Source organism: Gemmatimonadaceae bacterium (assembly GCA_019637355.1).
Lineage (GTDB): Bacteria > Gemmatimonadota > Gemmatimonadetes > Gemmatimonadales > Gemmatimonadaceae > Pseudogemmatithrix.
The window spans coordinates 404,053-424,999 of record JAHBVT010000001.1; the positions used below are offsets into that span (position 1 = coordinate 404,053).

Genomic DNA, 20,947 nt, shown 5'->3' on the forward strand with positions numbered 1-20,947 from the left:
TCTTCAGTCTTCCGTCATCCGTCATCCGTCTCAGAACATCGACATCGCCAAGAACGACCGCAGCGAATCATTCGTCGCGCGCAACCGGCCCGAGAGCAGGCGGACGCAACTCCACAGCACCTTGTACGCGATCTCGCGGTTGAAGTCGAGTAGCAGCTCGAAGTCGCTGCGCGAGATGGTCAGCACCTTGGTGCCGCCGTTGGAGATGGCGTCGGTGGAGCGCTCGGAGCGGTCGAACACCGACATCTCGCCGAAGAGGGCGCCGGGCTTGAGCACGGCCAGTGCTTCCTCGCCGCTGCCGGGCACCACGCGCGAGATGCGCACGTCGCCCTCGACGATCAAGTAGAGGCGGCTGCCGGCCTCGCCTTCCTTGAAGATGTACTCCCCCGAGACGAACTCCTTGGTGCGGCAGACCTCGGCGACGCGCGCGAGCTCGCCGTCATCCAGGTTCTGGAAGATCGCCACGCCGCGCAGGAGCTCGACCACATCCGACATTGCAGCCTCGGGTAGTGCAGGGAAGGAGACCTAGCGAAGCTACCCCAGAGGCTCGGGGCAGGGCAAGCTGTGGTGCCGCAACCGGTTGCCGTTTTAGCTTGGGGGATGCGACGGATCGGGCTTCTCGGCGGGGCTTTCGCGCGCCGCGCGGCACGTGTGGCGGCGACGCTTGCGTGCTGGGGCGTGCCGGCGACCCTGGCTGCCCAGGTCCACGACGAACTGCGCCACGCGCCGCGGGTGCCGCAGTGGGAACTCCGGGCGGAGGGGGTGGCTGCGCAGCAGCCGAGCGCGGTCGTGGGCGCGGGGGTCAACCTGCGCGCGGGCTGGTATGTGCGTGCGGGGGCGCTGCTTGCGGCTGGGGCGGCCTTCCCGGAATCTGGTCGGGCAGTCGGCCTAGCACGGCTCGACGCGACGCTGCGCTTCCACCTCGATCCGTTTGCCGACCGGCCGCGCGGACTCTATGCGGGTGGCGGGCTCAGCGCCGCGCACGTCGGCGGCGGAGACGGATTGCAGGATCCGCGTCTGATGCTGCTGGTGGGCGTCGAGGGCGAGCCGTCTGCCGGCCGTGCCTGGGCGTTCGAGGTCGGTGTCGGCGGCGGACTGCGCATCGGCGTGGCCCGGCGCAGCGCACGCCGCGACGGCTACCGCTAGCCGCCAGCGCAAGGCCTTGAAACGACGAAGCCCCGGCGCGTGGCCGGGGCTTCGTCTGCATCAGGCGGCGCTGACCGCGTCTTCGGTCGCGCCCTTCTTCACCGTCGGGGCCGCGAAGCGCTCACCGAGCACCCGCAGGTCCGCGATCTGCTGCTTGCTGAGCTCGTGGTAGCGTTCGGCGAGATACTGCATCGTCTCGTTGAACCACTCCGTCTGGTGCTCGGGCAAGGACCCGATCACGCCACAGCTCATAATGTGTTGGAACAACTCATTGCGCGCATCGTCGAACGGGGATGGCGCAGCGGTCCGTGCCGGACCGCGATTTTTCGGTCTGCTCATCTCGTCCGTTTTGAGGTGAGAGTGGACGGTTCGTTCCGCCCACGGGCGAAAGCTAATCGAGGTGCGCCCATTCTCCTACCCCACGTGTGCAGATAGTTTGCGAGGGTTCACCCTCACATCGTGACCCCGTTCGGAGCAGCCCGTGGCCCGCAAGTCTCCCGGTTCAAACAAGTCCTTCGGCGCGATCGTCGCCGTCGTCGTGGTGGTCGGCGTGGCCGTCCTCGGGTACGTCGTGTCGCGTCCGCGCCAGGTCCAGCAGATCGACCTCGCCACGATGCCCAAGGTCGAGGCGGCGGGAATCCTCAAGGGCAATCCCGATGCGCCGGTGCAGGTGATCGAGTTCGCGGACTTCGAGTGTCCCGCCTGCGGCAACTTCGCGATGGTGACGATGCCGGACGTGATGAAGCGCCTGGTCGAGACCGGCGTGGTGGCGTTCCGCTTCTACGATATGCCCGGGCACACCAATTCGATCCCCGCCCACAATGCGGCGCACTGCGCCAACGAGCAGGGCAAGTTCTGGGAGATGCACGACCTCATCTACGCGGGCCAGTTCGACTGGAACACCCAGGCGACCCGGAACCCGAAGCGCGTGCTGCAACGCTATGCCGAGCGCATCGGGCTCGACGTGAACCAGTGGAGCGAGTGCGTGGACTCCGGCCGGCAACTGCCGCAGATCTCCGCGAACCGCGAGGAGTCGGCTCGCTTCCGCGCCCGCTACACCCCGACGTTCGTCATCGGCGGCACCGTCGTCGATGGATCGATCCCGTACGACGAGTTCAAGCGCTACGTGGACGCGGCCCTCGCGCAGGCCACCACGATGGCGCAGCCGCCGGGCAGGTGAGCATCGGGCGGTCCTAGTCCGGGGCGCGGCGGACGCCGCCCCAAGCGGCGCCCGTAGGCCCGGAACGCGGCCGCCCCGGCTTCGCCGACGGCGCGCTCGTCCCCTCGGGTGGCGCCATCAACCCGGCGCCCGCCACCGCGGCACTGAGCGCGTACGAGCCCGTCACGCCGCCGTGGAAGCTCGTCGCCCACACGCGGTACGTGCCCGCCGGCAGCATCCGCACGAGGCGTGAGTCGGTTCCCGCGCCTCCATCGTCGTCCGCGTCGAGGAATTCGTCGTCCGCGGTGCGCAGTTCCAGATAGGTGTCGAAGCCAGCGCTCGTCAGGTTGAGTTCCACCATCGTCGGAGCGTCCAGCGTCAGCGTCCACGGGTCGCCGAAGGCGCTCGGGTAGCCTTCCATCGGGCAGTCGGTAATCGCCAGCGCGCCGTTGACGGTGCTGGGCAGCGCCAGCACGCCGGCCGCCGGGCAGGGTACCGACTCCTCCACGCTGAGGGTTACGGTGCCGCTGTTTCCCGCGAAGGTGCCTCCCCACAGCAGGTACTCGCCCGCCTGCAGCATCCGCGTGACGGAGGTAGTTCCCGGAAGGAACGCGACGTTGGCGTCGAGGAACTCCAGCAGCGGACCGGTGATGGCCACGACGGGCGCGAAGTCGGCCGACGTGGCCGAGACGCGCACGCGCTGCGGCGCGGCTAACGTGAGGCGCCAGCCCTCGGCCGCCGGACCGGCCAGCAGCGTGCAGGAGGCATCGCCCACGGCTGCGCTGGCCTCGCCGCCCAGCGTGATCGTCGCGGTGATCCCGGTGCCGCAGTTGCCTCCGGTCACGGCGCTGCTGAGTTCAAAGCTGTTCGTCACGGCCGGCACATCGTCTGCGCCCACGAACAGATGGTAGGTCCCCGCGTGCTGGACGGTCCGCATCGTGGCGGTGACGCCGTCGGTGCTGAACGCACCCTCCAAGACCCAGCCGTCGGCGTCGAGCAGGAAGAGCAGGGGCACGAAGCCCGTCGCCGAGACCGTGAAGCGCGCCCCGCCGCTCCCGCTAAACGTCACGGGGTAACCGAAGGCGCGGTACGCACCATAAAGGATGCAGCTGCCGGCCCCACCGATGCTCCCGTTGCGTGAGCCGCCGATCGCCAATGCCGCCTGTGTGCTCGCCGCGCAGGGCGGATAGCGCACGTGGACCGCCACCGAACGCGTGGCCGTGCCCGACGTCGCCGTGATGAACGTGGATCCGACGCCCACCGCCGTCACGAGTCCGCCCTCGGACACCGTCGCGACGGCCGACGCCGACGTGGTCCACGTCACCGGGGCCCCGCTGATCGTGGAGCCGCTGGCGCTCGTGGCCGTCGCGACGAGCTGCCGCGTGCCGCCGAGGTCGAGAGAATCGCCCGCATTCGCGATGACCAGCGCCGCCACGCGCGGCGCCGGCGCCGTCGCCGTCTCGCAGCCGGCGATGAGCGGCAACGTGAGGAGCAGGGCGACAGCCGTGCGGGAAATGCGGCGCAGCGCGAACCGGACCATCGACAACTCCAGTGAGGGATGTCTGAGATATGCCGAGTCGCGCCCGAGGTGCCATCACGCCCTAGGGCCACGCACCAAGGGAGCGTTTCGGCGCCTGCTCAGCCCTCGTCGGCCTCGTACTGCTCCTTCAGCGACGCCACCACGTTCGGATCCGCCAACGTTGTCGTATCACCCAGTGCACGGCCCTCGGCGATGTCTCGCAATAGCCGCCGCATAATCTTGCCCGAGCGCGTCTTCGGCAGGTCCGCCGAGAAGAGCACGTCGTCCGGCCGCGCGAGCGCGCCGATCTTCTTGGCCACGAACTCACGCAGCTCATCGCGCAGCGATGAACTCTTCTGGAAACCGTCGCGCAGCGTGACGAAGGCGCAGACGGCCTGGCCCTTGAGGTCGTGCGCCTTGCCGACCACCGCCGCTTCGGCCACCGCCGGATGTTCGACCAGCGCCGACTCCACTTCCATCGTGCCGATGCGGTGTCCGGCCACGTTGAGCACGTCGTCCACACGCCCGAGCAGCCAGAAGTAGCCGTCGGCGTCGAGCTTGGCGCCGTCGCCGGCAAAGTAGAGGTCCGGGCGGCCCGGCCACTTGGAGAAGTACGTCTGCACATAGCGGGCGTCGTCGCCCCAGATGGTGCGCAGCATCGACGGCCACGGCTTGGTGAGCACCAACAGGCCACCGCCACTCGTGAGTTCGTTGGCCGCCGCATCCATCAGCTTGGCGGAGTAGCCGGGGAGGGCCTGCGTCGCCGAGCCGGGCTTAGTGGCGGTGAGCCCGGGCAGCGGCGAGATGACGATTGAGCCCGTCTCCGTCTGCCACCAGGTGTCCACCACCGGGCAGCGGTCGCCGCCGATGTGCTCGCGGTACCACATCCAGGCTTCAGGATTGATCGGTTCGCCGACGGAGCCGAGCAGGCGCAGCGTCGAGAGGTCGTGCCGCTGCGGGTGCTCCACGCCCCACTTCATAAAGGCGCGGATGGCCGTGGGCGCGGTGTAGAGGATGGTCACCCCGTAGCGCGCGATGATGCTCCAGAAGCGGTCGCGCTCCGGCCAGTCGGGCGCGCCTTCGTACATCACGCAGGTGGCGCCGTTGGCCAGGGGTCCGTACACGAGGTAGCTGTGGCCGGTGATCCAGCCGACGTCGGCCGTACACCAGAACACATCGTCGTCTTTGAGGTCGAACACCATCTTCGTCGAACTGGCGACGCCGGTGAGGTAACCGCCGGTGGTGTGCACGATGCCCTTCGGCTTGCCCGTCGTACCGGAGGTGTAGAGGATGAACAGCACGTCCTCGGCGTCCATCGGCTCCGGCGCGCACTGATCGTTGGCGTGCTGCATCAGGCGGTGGTACCAGTGGTCGCGGCCCTCCTGCATATCCACGTGCGCCTCGCCGATCGGCCCGCCCGCGCGGCGCTGCACCACGACCACGTGCTGCACGCTGGGGCATCCTTCGAGCGCCTTGTCGGTGTTGCGCTTGAGCGGCACGACCTGCCCGCGACGATACCCGCCATCGGCGGTAATCACAACCTTGGCCTCGGCGTCGTTCATCCGGTCGCGCAGGCTCTCGGGCGAGAAGCCGCCAAAGACCACCGAGTGGATGGCGCCGATGCGCGCACAGGCCAGCATCGCCACGGCCGCTTCGGGAATCAGCGGCAGATAGATGCCGACGCGGTCGCCTTTCGTGACGCCCAGTGACTTGAGCACGTTGGCGAAGCAGCGCACCTCGCGCGCGAGCTCCCAGTAGGTGAGCGTGCGCCGGTCGCCGGGCTCGCCTTCCCAGATGATGGCCGCCTTGTTGCGCAGCGCCCCGGCGAGATGCCGATCGAGGCAGTTCTCGCTGACGTTGAGTTGGCCGCCGATGAACCACTTGGCGTGTGGTGGTTGCCAGTCGAGCACGCGTTCCCAGGGCTTGGTCCACCGCAGCGTGGCTGCCTGCTCTGCCCAGTAGTGGATGAAGTCCCGGTCAGCCGCTTTGTGTCGGCTACGGTCGTGGACGTGGGCCTGCGCGCTGAACTCCGGCGCGGGCGGGAAGGAGCGATTCTCGACGAGCAGGTCGCGGATCTCTTGCATAGGCAAAATGCTAATGACTGCGGTGGCGTATTCCGGATATGTCAACATATGCGACACTGACGCATTTTTTGCCAGATTTACCGCAAGCCGCGGTGCTGATTGGGGGAAGTCACGCTGTGACAGACTGCTAACTGCTTGTTGAATATGATGTTACGGCGCGAGCTTGGTGGCACGGGTATCGCCATTGTAGCGAGGGCAGAAATGCACTCCGCCCATCAGGAGCCCTCGTGGCCGCGACTATGACCTATCACAGCCCGGACCCCATCCTCGTGCCCCTAGTGTGTCCGCCCCGACTCACCACTGAGCATCGGGTGGATTTCCGCCGCGATGCGCTGCACGCGCTCGACGCCGCGTTGGCAGTCGGCGCACGGGCGGTCACGCTGGACCTCGGCGCGGTCGTGGAGATCGACGCCAGCGGACTCGGCGTCTTGATTCTCCTGCAGAAGCGGGCCCGTGAGCTGGGGATGCGCACGCGTCTCGTGCAGGTGCCCGGCGTGGTCGAGCAGCTCCTCAAGGAGACGCAGATGGCTCCCCTCTTCGACATCGTCCGCACCGGATAGGCCCCGGGGCAGCGACGCCCCCGTTCGACGATGGCATCGGGTAGCTTTCGCCCGATGCCTCACACCCAGGACCCGACGCCGTGACGGCGTTGCTCGACGCGTCCGGCCTCGCGCGCAGCTTCGGTACGCGCCGCGCCGTGGATGGCGTACGGTTCGCCCTCGCTGGGGGAGAGGCGCTGGCGCTCTTTGGCCCCAACGGCGCTGGCAAGACCACGCTGCTGCGGCTGCTCGCCGGACTGCTCAAGCCCGATGCCGGGCAGGCACGCATTGCGGGCGAGCTGTTGCCCGCCACTGCCGCCCGTGCGCGCATCGGGCTCATCTCGCATCGCACGATGCTCTACGACACGCTCACCGCGCGCGAGAACGTGTTGTTCGCGGCGCGGCTGTACGGCCTCGCCGACCCGGATGCCGCTACGCAGCAGGCCCTCGACCAACTGCGCGTGGCTGACCGCGCCGAAGTGCCGGTGCGGGCGCTCTCGCGCGGTCTGCAACAGCGTGTGGCCATCGCGCGGGCCATCGTGCACGAGCCGGATGTCCTGCTCGCCGACGAGCCCTACACGGGCCTCGACGAGCAGGGCGCCGGCGCGCTCACCGGACTCTTGCGCGAACGCCGCAGCGCCGGTGCGGCGCTGGTGGTCGTGACGCACCAGTTGCAGGAAGGCCTCGCCGTCGCGTCGCACGCGGCGGTGATGCGCGCCGGCCAGTTCCTGCGCCTCGAATCCACCGCCGGACTCGACGCCGCACGCTATGCCACCGAGTACCGAGGAATGTTCTCGTGAGCCGCGGCGCGCCGCCCGCGGCCCTCGCTGCCGCCTGGCTCGTGGCCCGCAAGGACCTCGCGATCGAGTTCCGCTCGCGCTCGGCCTTCCTCTCCGCGCTCGTGCTCTCGCTGCTCTCGTTGGTGATCTTCTACTTCGCCTGGGACCCGACGGCCGTCGCCGCGGTGGATGTCGCGCCGGGGATCCTGTGGGTGACGTTCACGTTCTCCGGCCTGCTGGGCCTGCACCGCTCGTTCGGCGTGGAGGCGCAGGAGCGCGCGATGGACGCGCTGCTCGTCGCGCCGATCGCCCGCGAGTCCCTCTTCCTCGGCAAGGCCTTCGCGAACCTCATCTTCGTGCTGGGCGTTCAGTTGGTGGCCCTGCCGGCGCTGGCGCTGTTCTACAACCTGCCGCTTGGCACCACGCTGGGGCCGCTGGCGCTGGTGATGGTCGCCAGCGCCATCGGCTTGACCTGCGTGGGAACGTTGTTCGCCGGCATCACGTCCAACACGCGGATGGCGGAGTTGCTGCTGCCGGTGCTCGCGCTGCCGTTCTTCGTGCCCATCGTCTTGCCGGCGGCGCAGATGACGGCCAAGCTCCTCGCGGGGCGGCCGTTCGCCGAGTCCATCGGCTGGCTGCGCATCCTGCTCGCGTTCGACCTCGTCTTCCTCTACGCCTGCACCATCGCGTTTCCCTTTACGCTCGAAGACTGACCGGATGACTCACTCCTCGATGGCGCGCCCGCGCGCCGGCTTCGATTGGCTGATGCTTGCCGCCGTCGCGCTGATGGCCGGCGCGCTCGTCCGCGCCATTTGGTTCACGCCGCCGGACCGCTTGCAGGGCTACGCGCAGAAGATCTTCTACATCCACCTGCCCTCGGCCTGGGTGGCCTTCCTCGCCTTCGGCCTCACGGCGATCGCCGGCGGCGTGTGGCTCTTCATCAAGGACGCGCGCCTCGACCGCTTCGCCGAGTCCTCGGCCGAGGTCGGGGTGATCTTCACCACCGGCGTGCTCATTTCGGGGCCGCTCTGGGGCAAGCCGATCTGGGGTGCCTGGTGGGTGTGGGACGCGCGGCTCACGCTGACGCTGTTCCTGTGGTTCCTCTACCTGGGCTACCTCGTGCTGCGCAGCGCCGTGGACGACCGCGAGGCGCGGGCACGCTACTCGGCCGTCGTCGGCATCCTTGGCGCGCTGCTGATCCCATTCATCCACCTCAGCGTGTACCTGTTCCGCACGCAGCACCCGACGCCGATCGTGGCCAACACCGCGGGTATCCAGATGCCGCCGGTGATGATCACGACGCTGTTCCTCTCGCTCGGCGCCTTCACCGTGCTGTATCTCGCGCTGGTGCGGCAGCGGATGGCGCTGGCCGCCGAACGCGATGCGCTCCTCGACGCCTCGACGGCGGAGTGACGATGCCTGACAACGCCATCTACTACCAGATTGCCTACGGCGCGATCATCGCGCTGTTCGTGGGCTACGGCCTCTCCATCCGCCTGCGTCGCAGGGCCGTGGCGGCCAAACGCGCCGCGCACGAGCGGCCGCGGTGATCCACCCCTGGAAGGACCTCGCGCCCGGGCGCACGCCGCCGGAAGTCGTCACGGCCGTCATCGAGATCCCGCAGGGCGCGCGCAACAAGTATGAGTTGGACAAAGAGTCCGGCCTGTTCCGCCTCGACCGCGTACTGTACTCCGCCGTGCACTATCCCGGCGACTACGGGCTCATCCCGCGCACGCTGCACGAGGACAACGACCCGCTCGACGTCCTCGTGATGATCAAGGAGCCGACATTCACCGGCTGCTTGATCGACGTGCGGCCGGTGGGCGTGCTCAAGATGCTCGACAAGGGCGAGCCTGACGACAAGATCCTGGCCGTGCCCGTGGATGACCCGATGCACGGCGAGTACTTCGACATCGCCGACCTGCCGCAGCACCAGCTCAAGGAAATCGAGCACTTCTTCGCGATCTACAAGGACCTCGAGGGCAAGCGCGTCGAGGTGGTGGGATGGGGCAAGAGCGACGAGGCGATGCGCATCATCGACGAAAGCATCGTGCGCTACGCCGAGGCCTACCTCTCGCAGGGACCGTAGCGGGCCCGGCGGTCCCTCGCGGTCTACTCTCCGCTACCGAGCCAGCTCCGCATCCGCTCGCGGAACGCGCTCTCGCCTTCGCGCCGCGGCACCTTCGTGATCACGGTGATGCCGCCCATAATCGTGTTGCCGGTGACGCGGATGGTCGGCGCACCCGGCACGCCGGCCTTGGACTTGTCCGCCACCGAGCCCATAAACGACGAGCAGTCCACGTCCGCCGGTAGCCCAGGCGGCAGGATGATCTTGAGGTCGCCCATAAACACGTCGGCCTGGATGTCCACGCCTTCGGCCGGAATCGGCGTCTCGCGGAAGTCGAGCAGCACGCTGCCCATAATCGTGCTCGCGAGAATCAACGGCGTCGGCGTCCACGCGCCTTCTTTCTTGATTTCGCTCATCACGGCGGCGTAGCGCTTCTCGCCGGGGCCGAGCCCTCGGCCGCGCTGGCGTTCGGGCGGCAGCGGACTGCGGGGTGCTGCCGGCACGGGCGCGCTCAGCGGTACCGGCGGCGGCGCGGGCTCACCGAGGCGTTGGATCTGGATCGCCGGCAGTCCGTCGAGGACCGTATTGAGCTGTGCGCGGTCGGCGGACTTGTACACGCGCTCGAGGCGCGCCTCCAGCTCACCGGTGGTCAGTTGGTCGCGTGCGTACGCGGCGCAGAGCTTCTGGACGACGTCTTCGCGTTCGAGCTCGAGGGTCATAGGTCGAAACCTACGCGTTCAGCGGCCCCAGAGTGACGTCAGCGTTCCAAATGGCGGTAGCCGCCGCGGTAGTACACCAGCGGATGGCCCTCGCGCAGGGCGGTCGCGTGCACTTCGCCGACGAGGATCGTGTGGTCGCCGGCCGGGTGCCGCGCCACTACGCGGCACTCCAGGTGCGCGAGCGCGTCGTCCAGCAGAGCCAGGCCGTGCAGTCCACGGCGCAGCGCCACGCCGTCGAAGCGGTCCACCTCGCGCTCGGCGAAGCGGCGCGACACCGCTTCCTGCCCCTCGGCCAGCACGTTGACGGCGAAGGTCTCGCAGTGCTCGAGCACCGGGGCCACGCTCGCGCCGTTATCGATGCAGACGAGGATCATCGGCGGATCAAGCGACAGCGAACTGAACGCGCTGACGGTCATCCCCACGTCGCGGCCGTCGTCGTCGCGCGCGGTCACGACGGTGATGCCTGAGGCAAAGCGCCCGAGAGCGGCGCGGAACTCCGCGGGATCAACCGGCATCGCGTGCCTGCTGCGCGAGCAGCGCCGCCTGCGCCCGCAGCGCCGCCGACGCCGGCTCGGCGTCGCCCAAGCGGCGCATCCGGCGGCGATACGACCGCGCCGATTCCAGCGCGAGCGCGCAGGCGACGCAGGCGGCCGCGTGCGCCTCGACGCGCGCCGACGTCAACGCATCCGTCTCGTCCGCGACGAAGTCGCCGAGGACGGCCCGGACAGCGCTGCAGGGCGTGGTGTCGTGGTGCGGGGGAGGCGTGTCGTTCATTCTTTCTCCACTCAACCATTAACTTCCCCGACGGTTCCCACCAGCCTCCCACCCCCCGTGTCCGCTACCGTCGACCCCCTGCTCCCCCTGGCCCTGCTCGAGGCCGTCCGCACCGTGGACCTCCCCGACGCAGAGTACGAGACCGAGTTCGTCGAGGAGCTCCGGACCAAGCGCTTCGGGCTCAGCGACACGGTCCACGCGCAGATTCGGCGCTATCACGAGGCCGTCAAGCGCAACCAGCGGCCCAGCGCCGAGGAGGCGGCGGGCATCGCGCGGCTCATCGGGCGTCGGCCTGACGCCGAGGCCGTGTTCCGCGAGGCCGGCCGCAACCTCGCCCGCCGCACCTACGACCGCGTCTCGCCGCTGGTCAAGCGCCTCACGCACCTGCTGCCCTCGCTGTTCGCGCGGCCGCTGGCGCTGGGGCAGATCCGGCGCATCGGGGCGCGGTACCTCGCCGGCAATGTGCGGCGCGTGGGGGCCTCGGTGCATCTCGAGGTGCGCGAGTCCGTCACGCTCGACGCCGCGCCGCGCCAAGCCGGCTGCAGCTTCTATGAGTCTGCCCTGCGCGAGCTGATGCAGCAGTTGGTGGACGGCGTGGGCTCGGTGGAGCACGTGCGCTGCGCCTCGCGCAGCGAAGGCAGTTGCGAATGGCGCGCCCAGTGGCGGACGGTGCGCTGACGATGCTGACGCCCCAGATGCTTCCCGCCGTGCAGCGCGCCCTCGCCGAGGCCGGCCTTGATGGCTGGCTCGTCTACGACTTCCGCGGCCTCAATCCCGTCGCCGCCTCGGTGCTCGGCATCAAGGGGATGGTCACGCGCCGGATCTTCGCGTGGATTCCCACGGTCGGTACGCCGCAGGCCATCACGCACGCCATCGAACCCGGCCCCTGGGCTGCGTGGCCCACGGAGTGGCCCAAGCACGTGTACTCCGCCTGGCGAGAGCTCGAGGCGCTGCTGCCCACGCTGGTGAAGGGCAAGCGCGTCGCGATGGAGTACGCGGCCGGCGATGCCGTGCCGGTGGTCGACCGCGTCCCAGCCGGTGTCATCGAGATGGTACGCAGTGCCGGCGCCGATGTCGTCACCAGCGGCGAACTCGTCACGCGATTCTTCGCCGTGTGGTCCGACGCCGAGATCGCCAGTCACCGGGCGCACGCCGAGCTGCTGCGCGGCTTCGCCCACGCCGCCTTCGCGCGCGTCGGCGAGACCATCCGTGCCGGCACGCCGATCCACGAGCACGAGGTGATGGAGTGGATCCAGGGCCAGTTTGCCGCCCACGGCCTGTTCACCGACCACGGCCCCAACGTCTCAGCCAGCGAGAACGCCGCCAACCCGCACTATGAGCCCAGCGCGGCGCACCCGCGGCGCATCGTGAAAGGCGACGTGCTGCTCATCGACCTGTGGGCCACCAAGCAGCAGCCCGGCGCGATGTGGGCGGACCAGACCTATATGGCCGTCGTGGGCACGCCCAGCGCCAAGCAGCAGGAGGTGTGGGCGACGATCCGCGACGCGCGCGACGCCGCCATCGCGCTGCTGATGCGCAAGCTCGCGACTGGCGAGGCGGTGCAGGGCCGCGAGGCCGACGCGGCCGCACGTGCCGTCATCGAGGCGCGCGGCTACGGCAAGTACTTCACGCACCGCACCGGCCACTCCATCGACGCGCGCGGCCTGCACGGGATGGGGCCCAACCTCGATGACCTCGAGACCCGCGACGAGCGCCAGCTACTGCCGGGCGTGGGGTTCTCGATCGAACCCGGTATCTACATCCCGGGGGAGTTCGGGATGAGGACCGAGGTGAATGCGTACGTGGGGGCGAGTGGGCTGGTGGTGACGCCTGGGGAGTATCAGCGTGAGCTCGTGGTCCTTTAAGGGCGGTTCACCACAGAGGACACAGAGGACACAGAGAACTACAAAACCTAGGGGGTGCGCACCGATACGTCGGTGCGAACCCCCTAAGTACTTGCTCTTGCAGTTCTCTGTGTACTCTGTGCTCTCTGTGGTGAACCGCAGTTACCCCAGCACCCGCCGATCCACCGCCATCGCCACGAACAGCAGCGCGAGATACAGCAGCGAGTACCCGTACACCCACCACGAAGGCTTGGCACGGGCGCTCGGCTCCGCGACGCGCACCTTCCACACCCCCCAGAGCAATAGCCCGCCCAGCAGCAGCGCCGAGACGAGATAGAACAACCCGAAGGCCTCCCACGTCACCGGCAGCACCGTCAGCGCCACCAAGAGCACGCTGTACCACCACATCTGGTCGATCGTCTCGCGTTCGCCCCACACCAGCGGGGCCATCGGGACGCCGGCCTTGCCGTAGTCGCCCTGCTTGTTCAGGGCGAGGGCCCAGAAGTGCGGCGGCGTCCAGTAGAACACGATCAGGAACAGCATCCAGGCCGTGAGGTCGAGCCGACCCGCCACTGCCGCCCAGCCCACCAGCGGCGGGAAGGCCCCCGCCGCGCCGCCGATGACGATGTTCTGCGGCGAGCTGCGCTTGAGCCAGCGCGTGTAGATGAACACATAGAAGTAGAAGCCGGCCAGCGCCATCGCCGCGGTCAGCACGTTCACGAAGCGCGCAAGCAGGAACGTGGCCGCCGTCGCGAGCCCCACCCCGAAGGCCAGCACCGCCAGCGGGTGCATCCGTCCGCTGGGGATCGGCCGCAGCCGCGTCCGCGCCATCACGTCGTCGATGTCGCGGTCGATGTACATATTCACCGCGTTCGCGCCGCCAGCCATCAGGTAGCCGCCGATCATCACGAGCATCACGATGGACAGCGTCGGCACGCCCGCCACATACATCGGGGCGACGGTGGTCACCAGCAGCAGCGAGATGATCCGCGGCTTGGTGAGGGCGATCAGGTCCTTCGCCAGCGGGGCCTCGGCCCGCAGCTCGGCGCTCGCGGGTCCGGTCATAGCGTGATCGACTGCGAGGCGGGGTCGAACTGCACCTCGACGATCGGCGGCCGGGTCGCGGCGCGCCAACTCAGCCACAGCACTAGCGCCAGCACTAGGGCCGGCCCCCACGCGAACACCCGTTCGACGAACGGGACGCGCGTGCCGGCCAGCGCCCAGGCGCGGGCGGTGGAGCGGAGGATGGCCACCTGCGCGACAATTACCGCGAGGACGGCCGCCCAGAAGAGCAGGGTCGGGAGGGAGGCTGGCATTGGTCTGGGTGAATAATCGCCCCATCCCCTCCCCGCAGGGAGTGGGCTTGCGTAGCTTCGCCCTATGGCAACCTCCCCCGAAGCACAGCCCACGCTTGCGCGCAGCATCGGCCTCTGGAGCGCGATGGCCGTCGTCATCGGCTCCACGATTGGCTCCGGCATCTTCCGCTCCCCGGCCGGCATCGCCGACAAACTGCCCGGCCCCGTGCCGATGCTGCTGGCCTGGGTGGCCGGCGGCATCTTCGCGATGTGCGGCGCGCTCACGATCGCCGAGCTCGCCAGCGCCTTCCCGAAGACGGGCGGCATCTACGTGTTCCTCAAGGAAGGCTGGGGTGACCGCACGGCCTTCACCTTCGGCTGGGCGCAGTTGGTGATGATCCGCGCGGCGTCGCTGGGCGCCATCGCCATCACCTGCGCCGAGTACTTCTTCCGCGTGATGGGCTGGAGCCTGGACGAGGCGATGCCCGTGCGCTACGCCGCGGCCACGGCCATCCTGCTCACCGCCAGCTTCAATATCCGCGGGGCCAAGGTTGGCGCGGCGTTCACCAACTTCACCGTGCTGGCCAAGTACGGCGGCCTGCTGTTCATCGTGATCGTGGCCTTCGCGGTGGGCCTGCCGACCAACGGCCTCAGCAACTTCACGCCGGCCATCCCGCCGGGCAGCCTGAGCATCAGCGCCTTCGGCCTCGCCTTGGTCAGCACGCTCTGGGCCTTCGACGGCTGGGCGGACGTGTCCAACAACGGCGGCGAGGTGCGGGACCCGCAGAAGAACCTGCCGCGGGCGCTCATCGGCGGGACGCTCCTTGTCATCGCGATCTACCTGGCCGCCAACCTCGCGTACCTCTCGGTGCTGAGCATCGAGGAGATGCGCGTCTCGCGGCTCGTGGCGGCCGACGTGGCCGAGCGGGTCATCGGCTCGGCGGGCGTGGTGTTCGTGTCCGTGACCGTGATGATTTCGACGTTCGGGACACTGAACGCCGTGCTGTTCACCAGCCCGCGCATCTTCTTCGCGATGGCGGCGGACGGGCTGTTCTTCAAGCAGGTGGCGTCGGTGCACGGTAGCTGGGGCACGCCGTGGGTGGCCATCGTGATGACGGCGACGCTGGGTGCGCTCTTCGTGCTGCTGCGGACCTTTGAACAATTGGCGGACGCCTTCGTGACGGCATTCCTGCCGTTCTACTTCTTGGCGGTGGCCTCGATCTTCCGCCTGCGCCGCCGGCCGGATTACCAGCCGTCGTTCCGCGTGCCGTGGTATCCGCTGGTGCCGGCGCTGTTCATGTGCGCCGTGCTCTACCTACTGGGCAACGCGCTGATCAGCCCCGACAGCCGCTGGCAGACGGCGGGTGTTCTCGGCGCCTGTTTGATCGGTTTGCCGGTGTATTCGTTGACCGTGGGCCGCCGCCGGTAACGGTTCGGTAGCCTCCGGCCTCCGTCGGTTGACGGGGGTGCGGCGGGGCGGCGAGCTTCGCACTATATTTTCGTCGGCTTTACAGCGCCGGACCGACCCCCGGGTCTGGAGGCGCACCGCTGGTTCCCACCCCACAGAGGAAACCCCAATGAAGCGTTGGATCCTCCGGTTGACGTTTGCACTGGCCGCGATGGCCGCCGCTGCGTCTGCCACCATCGTCTCCGCGCAGGTGACCACGGGCCAGATCCGTGGCATCGTGACGGACGGCGAGAACCGCCCCCTCGAGGGCGCGCGCATCACCGCAGTGCACCTGCCCTCCGGCACCCAATACGTGGGTGCCACTCGGGCGGATGGACGCTTCAACATCCCCGGTATGCGCGTCGGCGGCCCCTACAGCGTCGCGGCGACGATGATCGGCTTCGCACGCCAGAGCCGCGACGACATCGAGGTGGTCCTCGGTGCCTCGGCCGACCTGATCTTCAAGATGGACGCGGTGGCCACCCAGCTCAGCGCCGTGACCGTGACCTCGGAAGGTGGCGAGCTCAGCTCGACCCGCACCGGCGCGGCCACCAACGTGCGTCGCGAGGCACTGGAGCAGTTGCCGACGATCACGCGTCGCCTGGCGGACTTCACCCGCCTCACGCCGCAGGCCAGCGGCAACAACTTCGCCGGCCAGGACAACCGCCTCAACAACATCACGGTTGACGGTGCGGCGTTCAATAACTCGTTCGGCCTCGGCGGCCAGCCGGGTGACCGCACGCAGGTCTCGCCGATCTCGCTCGACGCGATCGAGGCGGTGCAGGTGAACATCGCGCCCTACGACGTGCGCCAGGGCGGCTTCGTCGGCGCCGCGGTGAACACCGTCACCCGCTCCGGCACGAACGAGTTCTCGGGCTCGCTGTACTACAACGTGCGCGACCAGGACTATGTGGGCCGTACCGCCGGTCGTAGCACCTTCAACCCCGGCACCTTCAGCTTCGACCAGATCGGCTTCCGCCTCGGCGGCCCGATCATCAAGGACAAGCTCTTCTTCTTCGTCTCGTACGAGTCGGACGAGAACACCGCGCCGGGCAACACCTTCCTGCCGCGCGAGGCGGGCCAGACGGCCGCCGGCAACATCACGCGTGTGCTGCGATCCGACCTGCAGAACGTGCGCGACACGCTGATTACGCTCTTCGGCTACAACCCGGGCCAGTTCGAAGGCTATCCGGGCGCCACGCCGTCGGCGCGCCTCACCACGCGCATCGACTACGCGCTGAGCGACCGCAACAAGTTCTCCTTCCGTTACTCCTCGCTGGACTCCGAGACCGACGTGCTGGTCTCGACCTCCAGCTCCCTGGGCTTCGGCCGCACGCGCAACCAGGGGATGAGCTATACCGGTTCCAACTACACGATTCTCGAGAACATCCGCTCGTACGCCGCGGAGTGGAACTCGCTGATCACGGACCGGATGAGCAACCAGATGATCTTCACGTACACCAAGCAGGACGAGTCGCGTGGAGCCATCAGCAACCTGTTCCCCTTCGTGGACATCCTCGACGGGGGGCAGACCTACATCTCGTTCGGTTCCGAGCCCTTCACGCCGAACAACGAGCTGCGCTACAGCACCTGGCAGCTGCAGAACAACTTCACGATCTACGGGAACCGCCACGACCTGACCTTCGGCCTCAACATCGAGGGCTATGAGTCGGAGAACGTGTTCTTCCCGGGCAAGCAGAGCGCGTATGTGTACAACTCGCTGCAAGACTTCTACGATGACGCTCGCGGATTCGTGGATGCGTGCGGAACGGGAGCTGCAGCCCAGACGTGCTCGGCCTACGCTGCATCGCCGGCCGGTGTCGGGCCGCGCCGCTTCCAGGTGCGCTACGCCAACATCGCCGGGATGGAGAAGCCGGTCCAGCCGCTGGAAGTCAACTTTATGGGCGCCTACGTGCAGGATGAGTACCGCGTCGGTCGCGGCCTCACCCTCACCGGCGGCCTGCGTGTGGACGTCGTGAGCTTCGGCAACACGGCGGAGGAGAACACACAGGTCAACTCGTATACGTTCCGGGACGAGAACGGCAACAACGTGCAGTACAGCACGGCCAAGCTGCCGGATGCCACGCCACTCTTCTCGCCGCGCCTCGGCTTCAACTGGGATATGCGCGGCAACGGCCGTTCCGTCGTGCGCGGCGGCAGCGGCATCTTCACCGGCCGCCCGGCCTACGTCTGGATCTCCAACCAGATCGGAAACAACGGCATCCTGACCGGCTTCATCCAAGCGGACGGTCCGGGCGGGTCCGAGCTGACCACTCGTCCGTTCCATCCGAACCCCGACCACTACAAGCCGGCTACGGTGACGGGTGCGCCGGCCGCGTCCTACGAACTGGCCCTCACCGACAAGAACTTCAAGTTCCCGCAGGTGTGGCGCTCCAATCTCGCGATGGACCATCGATTCGAGAACGGCTGGCTCACCACGGTCGAGTTCATCTGGGGCCGTGACGTGAACGGCATCTATTACATCAACGCCAACCTGCCAGCGCCGGATGCTGCCTTCACGGGCCCGGGTGCCCGTCCGCGCTGGTTGTCAGACAAGTGCCCGGCCACGACGAACGAGCGCGAAACGAACCGCATCAATTGCAACATTACCAGCGCAATCGTCCTCAAGAACCAGAACGTCGGCCAGACGTATAACGCCGCCATCTCCCTTGAGCGCGCGTACCGCAACGGCTTCTACACCAAGCTTGCCACGGCCTACGGCACCGCCACCAACACCGTGGACGCGGGATCCATCGCCTTCGGTTCGTGGAACAACAACCAGCACACCGGCAACCCCAACCTCCCCGGCCTCGGTGACGGTGCCGGATATCAGGGCCGCCGCTCCTGGATCGTGAGCTCCTACACGCGGGATTGGTTCGGCTGGGGCAACACCACGATCTCGGCCTTCCTTGAGAACTTCCAGGTCGGCCAGACCAGCTACGTCTTCGGTGGAGACCTCAACGGTGACGGCGGCACCTCGAACGACCTGATTTACGTGCCGCGCGACCAGTCGGAGATGAACTTCGCGCCGATCACCGGTGCGACGCCGTTCACGCCGGCTCAGCAGGCGGCGGCCTGGGATGCCTATATCGAACAGGACCCGCACCTCCGCACCCGTCGCGGCCAGTTCGCCCGCCGCGGTGGCCTCAAGCTGCCGCAGGTGACGCGGATGGACCTCAGCGCCTCGCAGGACCTGAGCGCGCTGTTCGGCGGAAAGAAGAACTCGCTCCAGGTCCGTGTGGACATCCTGAACTTCACGAATATGCTCAACAGTGACTGGGGTCTTGCCCAGTTTGCCGTGAACAACGCGCCACTGATTCCGCGTTCGTTCCAGACCACGGGAACGGTTGGCGGTGTGGCGTGCACGGTCGTCGCGCCCTGTAACGGACCGGCCGACGGTACCGGTGCCGCGATCTACACGATGCGCGTCATCAACGGCCAGTTGCAGAACCGCACCTTCCAGAAGTCGGCGAACACCAACGACGTCTGGCGTATGCAGCTCGGCCTCCGCTACACGTTCAACTAAGCCCAGTTCCCGCTCGGCAGACCGCCCCGTCAACCGTCACGGTTGCCGGGGCGGTCTCGTTTCCGGGGGGAGAGGGAACGGCAATTCACCACAGAGGGCACAGAGGGCACAGAGAACTGCGCCGGAGAGCGGTGCTGGCGGTGCGAGAACGGCAACCGCGAATCAACGCAGAGGCGCAGAGGACGCAGAGCACTACAACTGCCACTGCAAAAGCTTTGGGGGTCCGCGCGGATGCATCCGCGCGGACCCCCAAGTACTCGCAGTTGCACTGCTCTGCGATCTCTGCGCCTCTGCGTTGAAGGCAGTTGCGGTTCTCTGTGCCCTCTGTGGTGAAAAGCCGTTCCCTCTCCCCCTCAGAAGATCGACAGCTTGATGTACTTCCGCGGATTCCGCTGGAAGTCCGCCGTCAACGAATCGAGCCGCGTCAGCAGCGCCCGCGTATCGCGGTAGAGCCCCGCATCGTTGAGCAGCAGGCCCGCCGAGCCCTCGCCGCCCTCGAGCTTCGCCAGCACGCCGTTGAGCTGCTCCGTCGTGGCCCGCAGGTCACCCGCCAAGCTCCCCATCGCCGTCGCGGCGCCGGCCAGCGCCTTCACGGTACTGTCGACGCTGGCGGAGTCCACCGCGCTCACCACGCGCCGCACCGCCGCCTGCGTGCGCGACAGCTCCTCGGACTGCACCGCCGCGATGGTCGTCAGCTGGGCCAAGAAGCGATTCGCGTTCTGCACCGTCGCCCGCAGCTCGCGCAGCCCGCCATCCTGCACCAGGTCCCGGTTGAGCGCCGCCGTCAGCGACTGCAGGTCGCTGCCGATGGAATCCACGCGCGCCAGCACGTCGCCGATCTGCACCGACGGCGGGCCCGCCGGGATCGTGTCACCCTGCGAGAAGTCCTCCAGCGTCAGCGGTCCCTCGGGGTTCACGGTCACCATCATATCGCCGAACACGCCGTTGGGGACGATGCGCGCGATGGCGTTGCGCGGCACCTGGTAGCGCTTGTTGATGCGCATCGTGACGAGCAGCGTGCCCTCGCGCCGGAACGCCACGTCGGACACATACCCCACGGACACGCCCGAGAGCAGCACGGGCTGGCCGGGCCGTAGTCCGGCGCCCCACTCGAACACCGAGTACACCGGATAACCCGGCGCGATGCCGCCGCGGGCCAGCAACAGGGAGCCGAGCACCCCGAGCACCAACGCCAGGGTGGCCACGATTCCCACGAGGACTTCGTCGCGACGCTTCATTAGGCCTGAAGATACGGGGCGAGGAGGACGGCCGTGATGGCGTCCAGGATCAGGATGGCGATGGACGACACCACGACGGCCTTGGCCGTGCTCTGGCCGACGCCCTCGGCGCCGCCCCGCGTGGTGTAGCCCTCGTAGGTGCAGAGGAAGGCGATCGCAGCCCCGAAGAGCGTCGCCTTGATCAACGAGTACGTCACCTGGAACTGGTCGTAGCCCAGGCGCACCCCTTCCATAAACTGCGCGTACTTCACGTCGGTGATCGTCACCGCCGCCATCAGGCCGCTGAGCACGCCGAAGACGTCGGCGAACACCGTCAGGATCGGCAGCATAATCACCGCCGCGATGATGCGTGGGATAATCAGGTAGGCCACCGGGTCGAAGGCCAGGGTCTCCAAGGCATCGATCTGCTCGGTGACCCGCATCGTCGCGATCTCGGCGGTCATCTTCGCGCCGACTCGTCCCGCGAGCACCAAGCCCGTGAGCAACGGCCCTGTCTCGAGGATCACGATCTGCCGCGAGCTGAGGCCCACGATGCTGAGCTGGATGCCCGGAAACAGCTGGTAGCGGATCTGGATCGTGATCACGCCGCCGATGAAGGCGGCCACCATAATCGCCAGGGGCAGGGAATCCACGCCGATGGTGCGCATCTGGTGGAAGACCTCGCGGCTCCAGGTGCGGCCTTCCTTGAGCGCACGGCCCAATTCGCGGAAGAACAGCACCCGCGCCCCGATGCCCCCGAACAGCGCCATCGCGCTGCGCCCCATTCCCCGGAAGAACCGGAGACCGGTGCGCGGCACGATCGGGAAAGTC

At 68.0% G+C, this 20,947-nt stretch carries 22 protein-coding genes; 11 read left to right on the forward strand and 11 right to left on the reverse strand.

Annotated features, from left to right (window positions below):
* Positions 1–30 precede the first annotated feature (30 nt).
* Positions 31–495, reverse strand: coding sequence for a cyclic nucleotide-binding domain-containing protein (locus tag KF689_01735; GenBank protein ID MBX3132091.1), 465 nt, complete (start codon positions 493–495; stop codon positions 31–33).
* Between the two features lie 105 nt (positions 496–600).
* Here KF689_01735 and KF689_01740 point away from each other — a divergent pair, with 105 nt between their 5' ends.
* Positions 601–1,146 carry a hypothetical protein gene (locus KF689_01740; protein ID MBX3132092.1) on the forward strand — a complete coding sequence of 182 codons (546 nt, stop codon included), beginning with the start codon at positions 601–603 and terminating at the stop codon, positions 1,144–1,146.
* Positions 1,147–1,206: 60 nt separating this feature from the next.
* On the opposite strand, the gene KF689_01745 is transcribed toward KF689_01740, so the two are convergent.
* On the reverse strand, positions 1,207–1,485 hold the full coding sequence (locus tag KF689_01745; GenBank protein MBX3132093.1) for a hypothetical protein: 279 nt from the start codon (positions 1,483–1,485) through the stop codon (positions 1,207–1,209).
* 142 nt (positions 1,486–1,627) lie between these two features.
* Between KF689_01745 and KF689_01750 the strand changes: the two genes are divergently transcribed.
* Positions 1,628–2,326, forward strand: coding sequence for a DsbA family protein (locus KF689_01750; GenBank protein MBX3132094.1), 699 nt, complete (start codon positions 1,628–1,630; stop codon positions 2,324–2,326).
* A 13-nt stretch (positions 2,327–2,339) separates the two neighbouring features.
* On the opposite strand, the gene KF689_01755 is transcribed toward KF689_01750, so the two are convergent.
* Entirely contained in the window at positions 2,340–3,845 is a 1,506-nt protein-coding gene (locus KF689_01755; protein ID MBX3132095.1) for an Ig-like domain-containing protein, read from the reverse strand.
* 98 nt (positions 3,846–3,943) lie between these two features.
* Positions 3,944–5,908, reverse strand: a complete 1,965-nt coding sequence (acs, locus tag KF689_01760) for an acetate--CoA ligase (protein MBX3132096.1) — start codon at positions 5,906–5,908, stop codon at positions 3,944–3,946.
* Between the two features lie 227 nt (positions 5,909–6,135).
* Between acs and KF689_01765 the strand changes: the two genes are divergently transcribed.
* The 5 genes from KF689_01765 (at position 6,136) to KF689_01785 (ending at position 9,315) form a co-directional block, all read left to right on the forward strand.
* Positions 6,136–6,468, forward strand: a complete 333-nt coding sequence (locus tag KF689_01765; protein MBX3132097.1) for an STAS domain-containing protein — start codon at positions 6,136–6,138, stop codon at positions 6,466–6,468.
* Between the two features lie 80 nt (positions 6,469–6,548).
* Positions 6,549–7,247 (forward strand): heme ABC exporter ATP-binding protein CcmA, encoded by a 699-nt coding sequence (ccmA, locus tag KF689_01770; GenBank protein MBX3132098.1) that lies wholly within the window; start codon positions 6,549–6,551, stop codon positions 7,245–7,247.
* Positions 7,244–7,939: a heme exporter protein CcmB gene (locus KF689_01775; GenBank protein MBX3132099.1), complete on the forward strand. Its 696-nt coding sequence runs from the start codon at positions 7,244–7,246 to the stop codon at positions 7,937–7,939. Before ccmA ends, KF689_01775 begins: the two co-directional genes overlap by 4 nt.
* Positions 7,940–7,943: 4 nt before the next feature.
* Positions 7,944–8,639 carry a cytochrome c biogenesis protein CcsA gene (gene ccsA / locus KF689_01780; protein ID MBX3132100.1) on the forward strand — a complete coding sequence of 232 codons (696 nt, stop codon included), beginning with the start codon at positions 7,944–7,946 and terminating at the stop codon, positions 8,637–8,639.
* 133 nt (positions 8,640–8,772) lie between these two features.
* Complete coding sequence (locus tag KF689_01785; protein ID MBX3132101.1) at positions 8,773–9,315, forward strand: inorganic diphosphatase; 543 nt, start codon at positions 8,773–8,775, stop codon at positions 9,313–9,315.
* A gap of 23 nt (positions 9,316–9,338) precedes the next feature.
* On the opposite strand, the gene KF689_01790 is transcribed toward KF689_01785, so the two are convergent.
* The 3 genes from KF689_01790 to KF689_01800 are packed head-to-tail and all read right to left on the reverse strand — an operon-like array spanning position 9,339 to position 10,787.
* A complete protein-coding gene (locus KF689_01790) occupies positions 9,339–10,013 on the reverse strand; it encodes a DUF1707 and DUF2154 domain-containing protein (GenBank protein ID MBX3132102.1) in 675 nt (224 codons plus the stop codon).
* A 38-nt stretch (positions 10,014–10,051) separates the two neighbouring features.
* A complete protein-coding gene (locus KF689_01795) occupies positions 10,052–10,528 on the reverse strand; it encodes a flavin reductase family protein (GenBank protein ID MBX3132103.1) in 477 nt (158 codons plus the stop codon).
* Positions 10,518–10,787, reverse strand: a complete 270-nt coding sequence (locus KF689_01800; protein ID MBX3132104.1) for a zf-HC2 domain-containing protein — start codon at positions 10,785–10,787, stop codon at positions 10,518–10,520. Before KF689_01800 ends, KF689_01795 begins: the two co-directional genes overlap by 11 nt.
* Positions 10,788–10,844: 57 nt before the next feature.
* On the opposite strand from KF689_01800, the gene KF689_01805 reads away from it, so the two are divergent.
* Together KF689_01805 and KF689_01810 are read left to right on the forward strand one after the other, a co-directional pair.
* Positions 10,845–11,465 (forward strand): hypothetical protein, encoded by a 621-nt coding sequence (locus KF689_01805; protein MBX3132105.1) that lies wholly within the window; start codon positions 10,845–10,847, stop codon positions 11,463–11,465.
* On the forward strand, positions 11,435–12,652 hold the full coding sequence (locus KF689_01810) for an aminopeptidase P family protein (protein ID MBX3132106.1): 1,218 nt from the start codon (positions 11,435–11,437) through the stop codon (positions 12,650–12,652). Before KF689_01805 ends, KF689_01810 begins: the two co-directional genes overlap by 31 nt.
* A 141-nt stretch (positions 12,653–12,793) precedes the next feature.
* Here KF689_01810 and KF689_01815 read toward each other — a convergent pair whose 3' ends face one another.
* Positions 12,794–13,696, reverse strand: coding sequence for a heme o synthase (locus KF689_01815; protein ID MBX3132107.1), 903 nt, complete (start codon positions 13,694–13,696; stop codon positions 12,794–12,796).
* Entirely contained in the window at positions 13,693–13,947 is a 255-nt protein-coding gene (locus tag KF689_01820) for a hypothetical protein (GenBank protein ID MBX3132108.1), read from the reverse strand. The genes KF689_01815 and KF689_01820 overlap by 4 nt, the downstream gene beginning before the upstream one ends.
* 64 nt (positions 13,948–14,011) lie before the next feature.
* On the opposite strand from KF689_01820, the gene KF689_01825 reads away from it, so the two are divergent.
* Together KF689_01825 and KF689_01830 are read left to right on the forward strand one after the other, a co-directional pair.
* Positions 14,012–15,355: an amino acid permease gene (locus KF689_01825; GenBank protein MBX3132109.1), complete on the forward strand. Its 1,344-nt coding sequence runs from the start codon at positions 14,012–14,014 to the stop codon at positions 15,353–15,355.
* Positions 15,356–15,503: 148 nt separating this feature from the next.
* Positions 15,504–18,899, forward strand: a complete 3,396-nt coding sequence (locus KF689_01830; protein ID MBX3132110.1) for a TonB-dependent receptor — start codon at positions 15,504–15,506, stop codon at positions 18,897–18,899.
* Between the two features lie 353 nt (positions 18,900–19,252).
* On the opposite strand, the gene KF689_01835 is transcribed toward KF689_01830, so the two are convergent.
* Positions 19,253–20,137 carry an MCE family protein gene (locus KF689_01835; protein ID MBX3132111.1) on the reverse strand — a complete coding sequence of 295 codons (885 nt, stop codon included), beginning with the start codon at positions 20,135–20,137 and terminating at the stop codon, positions 19,253–19,255.
* Positions 20,137–20,934, reverse strand: coding sequence for an ABC transporter permease (locus KF689_01840; protein MBX3132112.1), 798 nt, complete (start codon positions 20,932–20,934; stop codon positions 20,137–20,139). The genes KF689_01835 and KF689_01840 overlap by 1 nt, the downstream gene beginning before the upstream one ends.
* Between the last annotated feature and the right edge of the window lie 13 nt (positions 20,935–20,947).

Coding starts and splice junctions, on each gene's coding strand:
- KF689_01735 (MBX3132091.1), bottom strand. CDS start 495: ATGTCGGATGTGGTCGAGCTCCTGCGCGGCGTGGCGATCTTCCAGAAC.
- KF689_01740 (MBX3132092.1), top strand. CDS start 601: ATGCGACGGATCGGGCTTCTCGGCGGGGCTTTCGCGCGCCGCGCGGCA.
- KF689_01745 (MBX3132093.1), bottom strand. CDS start 1,485: ATGAGCAGACCGAAAAATCGCGGTCCGGCACGGACCGCTGCGCCATCC.
- KF689_01755 (MBX3132095.1), bottom strand. CDS start 3,845: ATGGTCCGGTTCGCGCTGCGCCGCATTTCCCGCACGGCTGTCGCCCTG.
- acs (MBX3132096.1), bottom strand. CDS start 5,908: ATGCAAGAGATCCGCGACCTGCTCGTCGAGAATCGCTCCTTCCCGCCC.
- ccsA (MBX3132100.1), top strand. CDS start 7,944: ATGACTCACTCCTCGATGGCGCGCCCGCGCGCCGGCTTCGATTGGCTG.
- KF689_01790 (MBX3132102.1), bottom strand. CDS start 10,013: ATGACCCTCGAGCTCGAACGCGAAGACGTCGTCCAGAAGCTCTGCGCC.
- KF689_01795 (MBX3132103.1), bottom strand. CDS start 10,528: ATGCCGGTTGATCCCGCGGAGTTCCGCGCCGCTCTCGGGCGCTTTGCC.
- KF689_01800 (MBX3132104.1), bottom strand. CDS start 10,787: ATGAACGACACGCCTCCCCCGCACCACGACACCACGCCCTGCAGCGCT.
- KF689_01810 (MBX3132106.1), top strand. CDS start 11,435: ATGGCGCGCCCAGTGGCGGACGGTGCGCTGACGATGCTGACGCCCCAG.
- KF689_01815 (MBX3132107.1), bottom strand. CDS start 13,696: ATGACCGGACCCGCGAGCGCCGAGCTGCGGGCCGAGGCCCCGCTGGCG.
- KF689_01820 (MBX3132108.1), bottom strand. CDS start 13,947: ATGCCAGCCTCCCTCCCGACCCTGCTCTTCTGGGCGGCCGTCCTCGCG.
- KF689_01825 (MBX3132109.1), top strand. CDS start 14,012: ATGGCAACCTCCCCCGAAGCACAGCCCACGCTTGCGCGCAGCATCGGC.
- KF689_01830 (MBX3132110.1), top strand. CDS start 15,504: ATGAAGCGTTGGATCCTCCGGTTGACGTTTGCACTGGCCGCGATGGCC.
- KF689_01835 (MBX3132111.1), bottom strand. CDS start 20,137: ATGAAGCGTCGCGACGAAGTCCTCGTGGGAATCGTGGCCACCCTGGCG.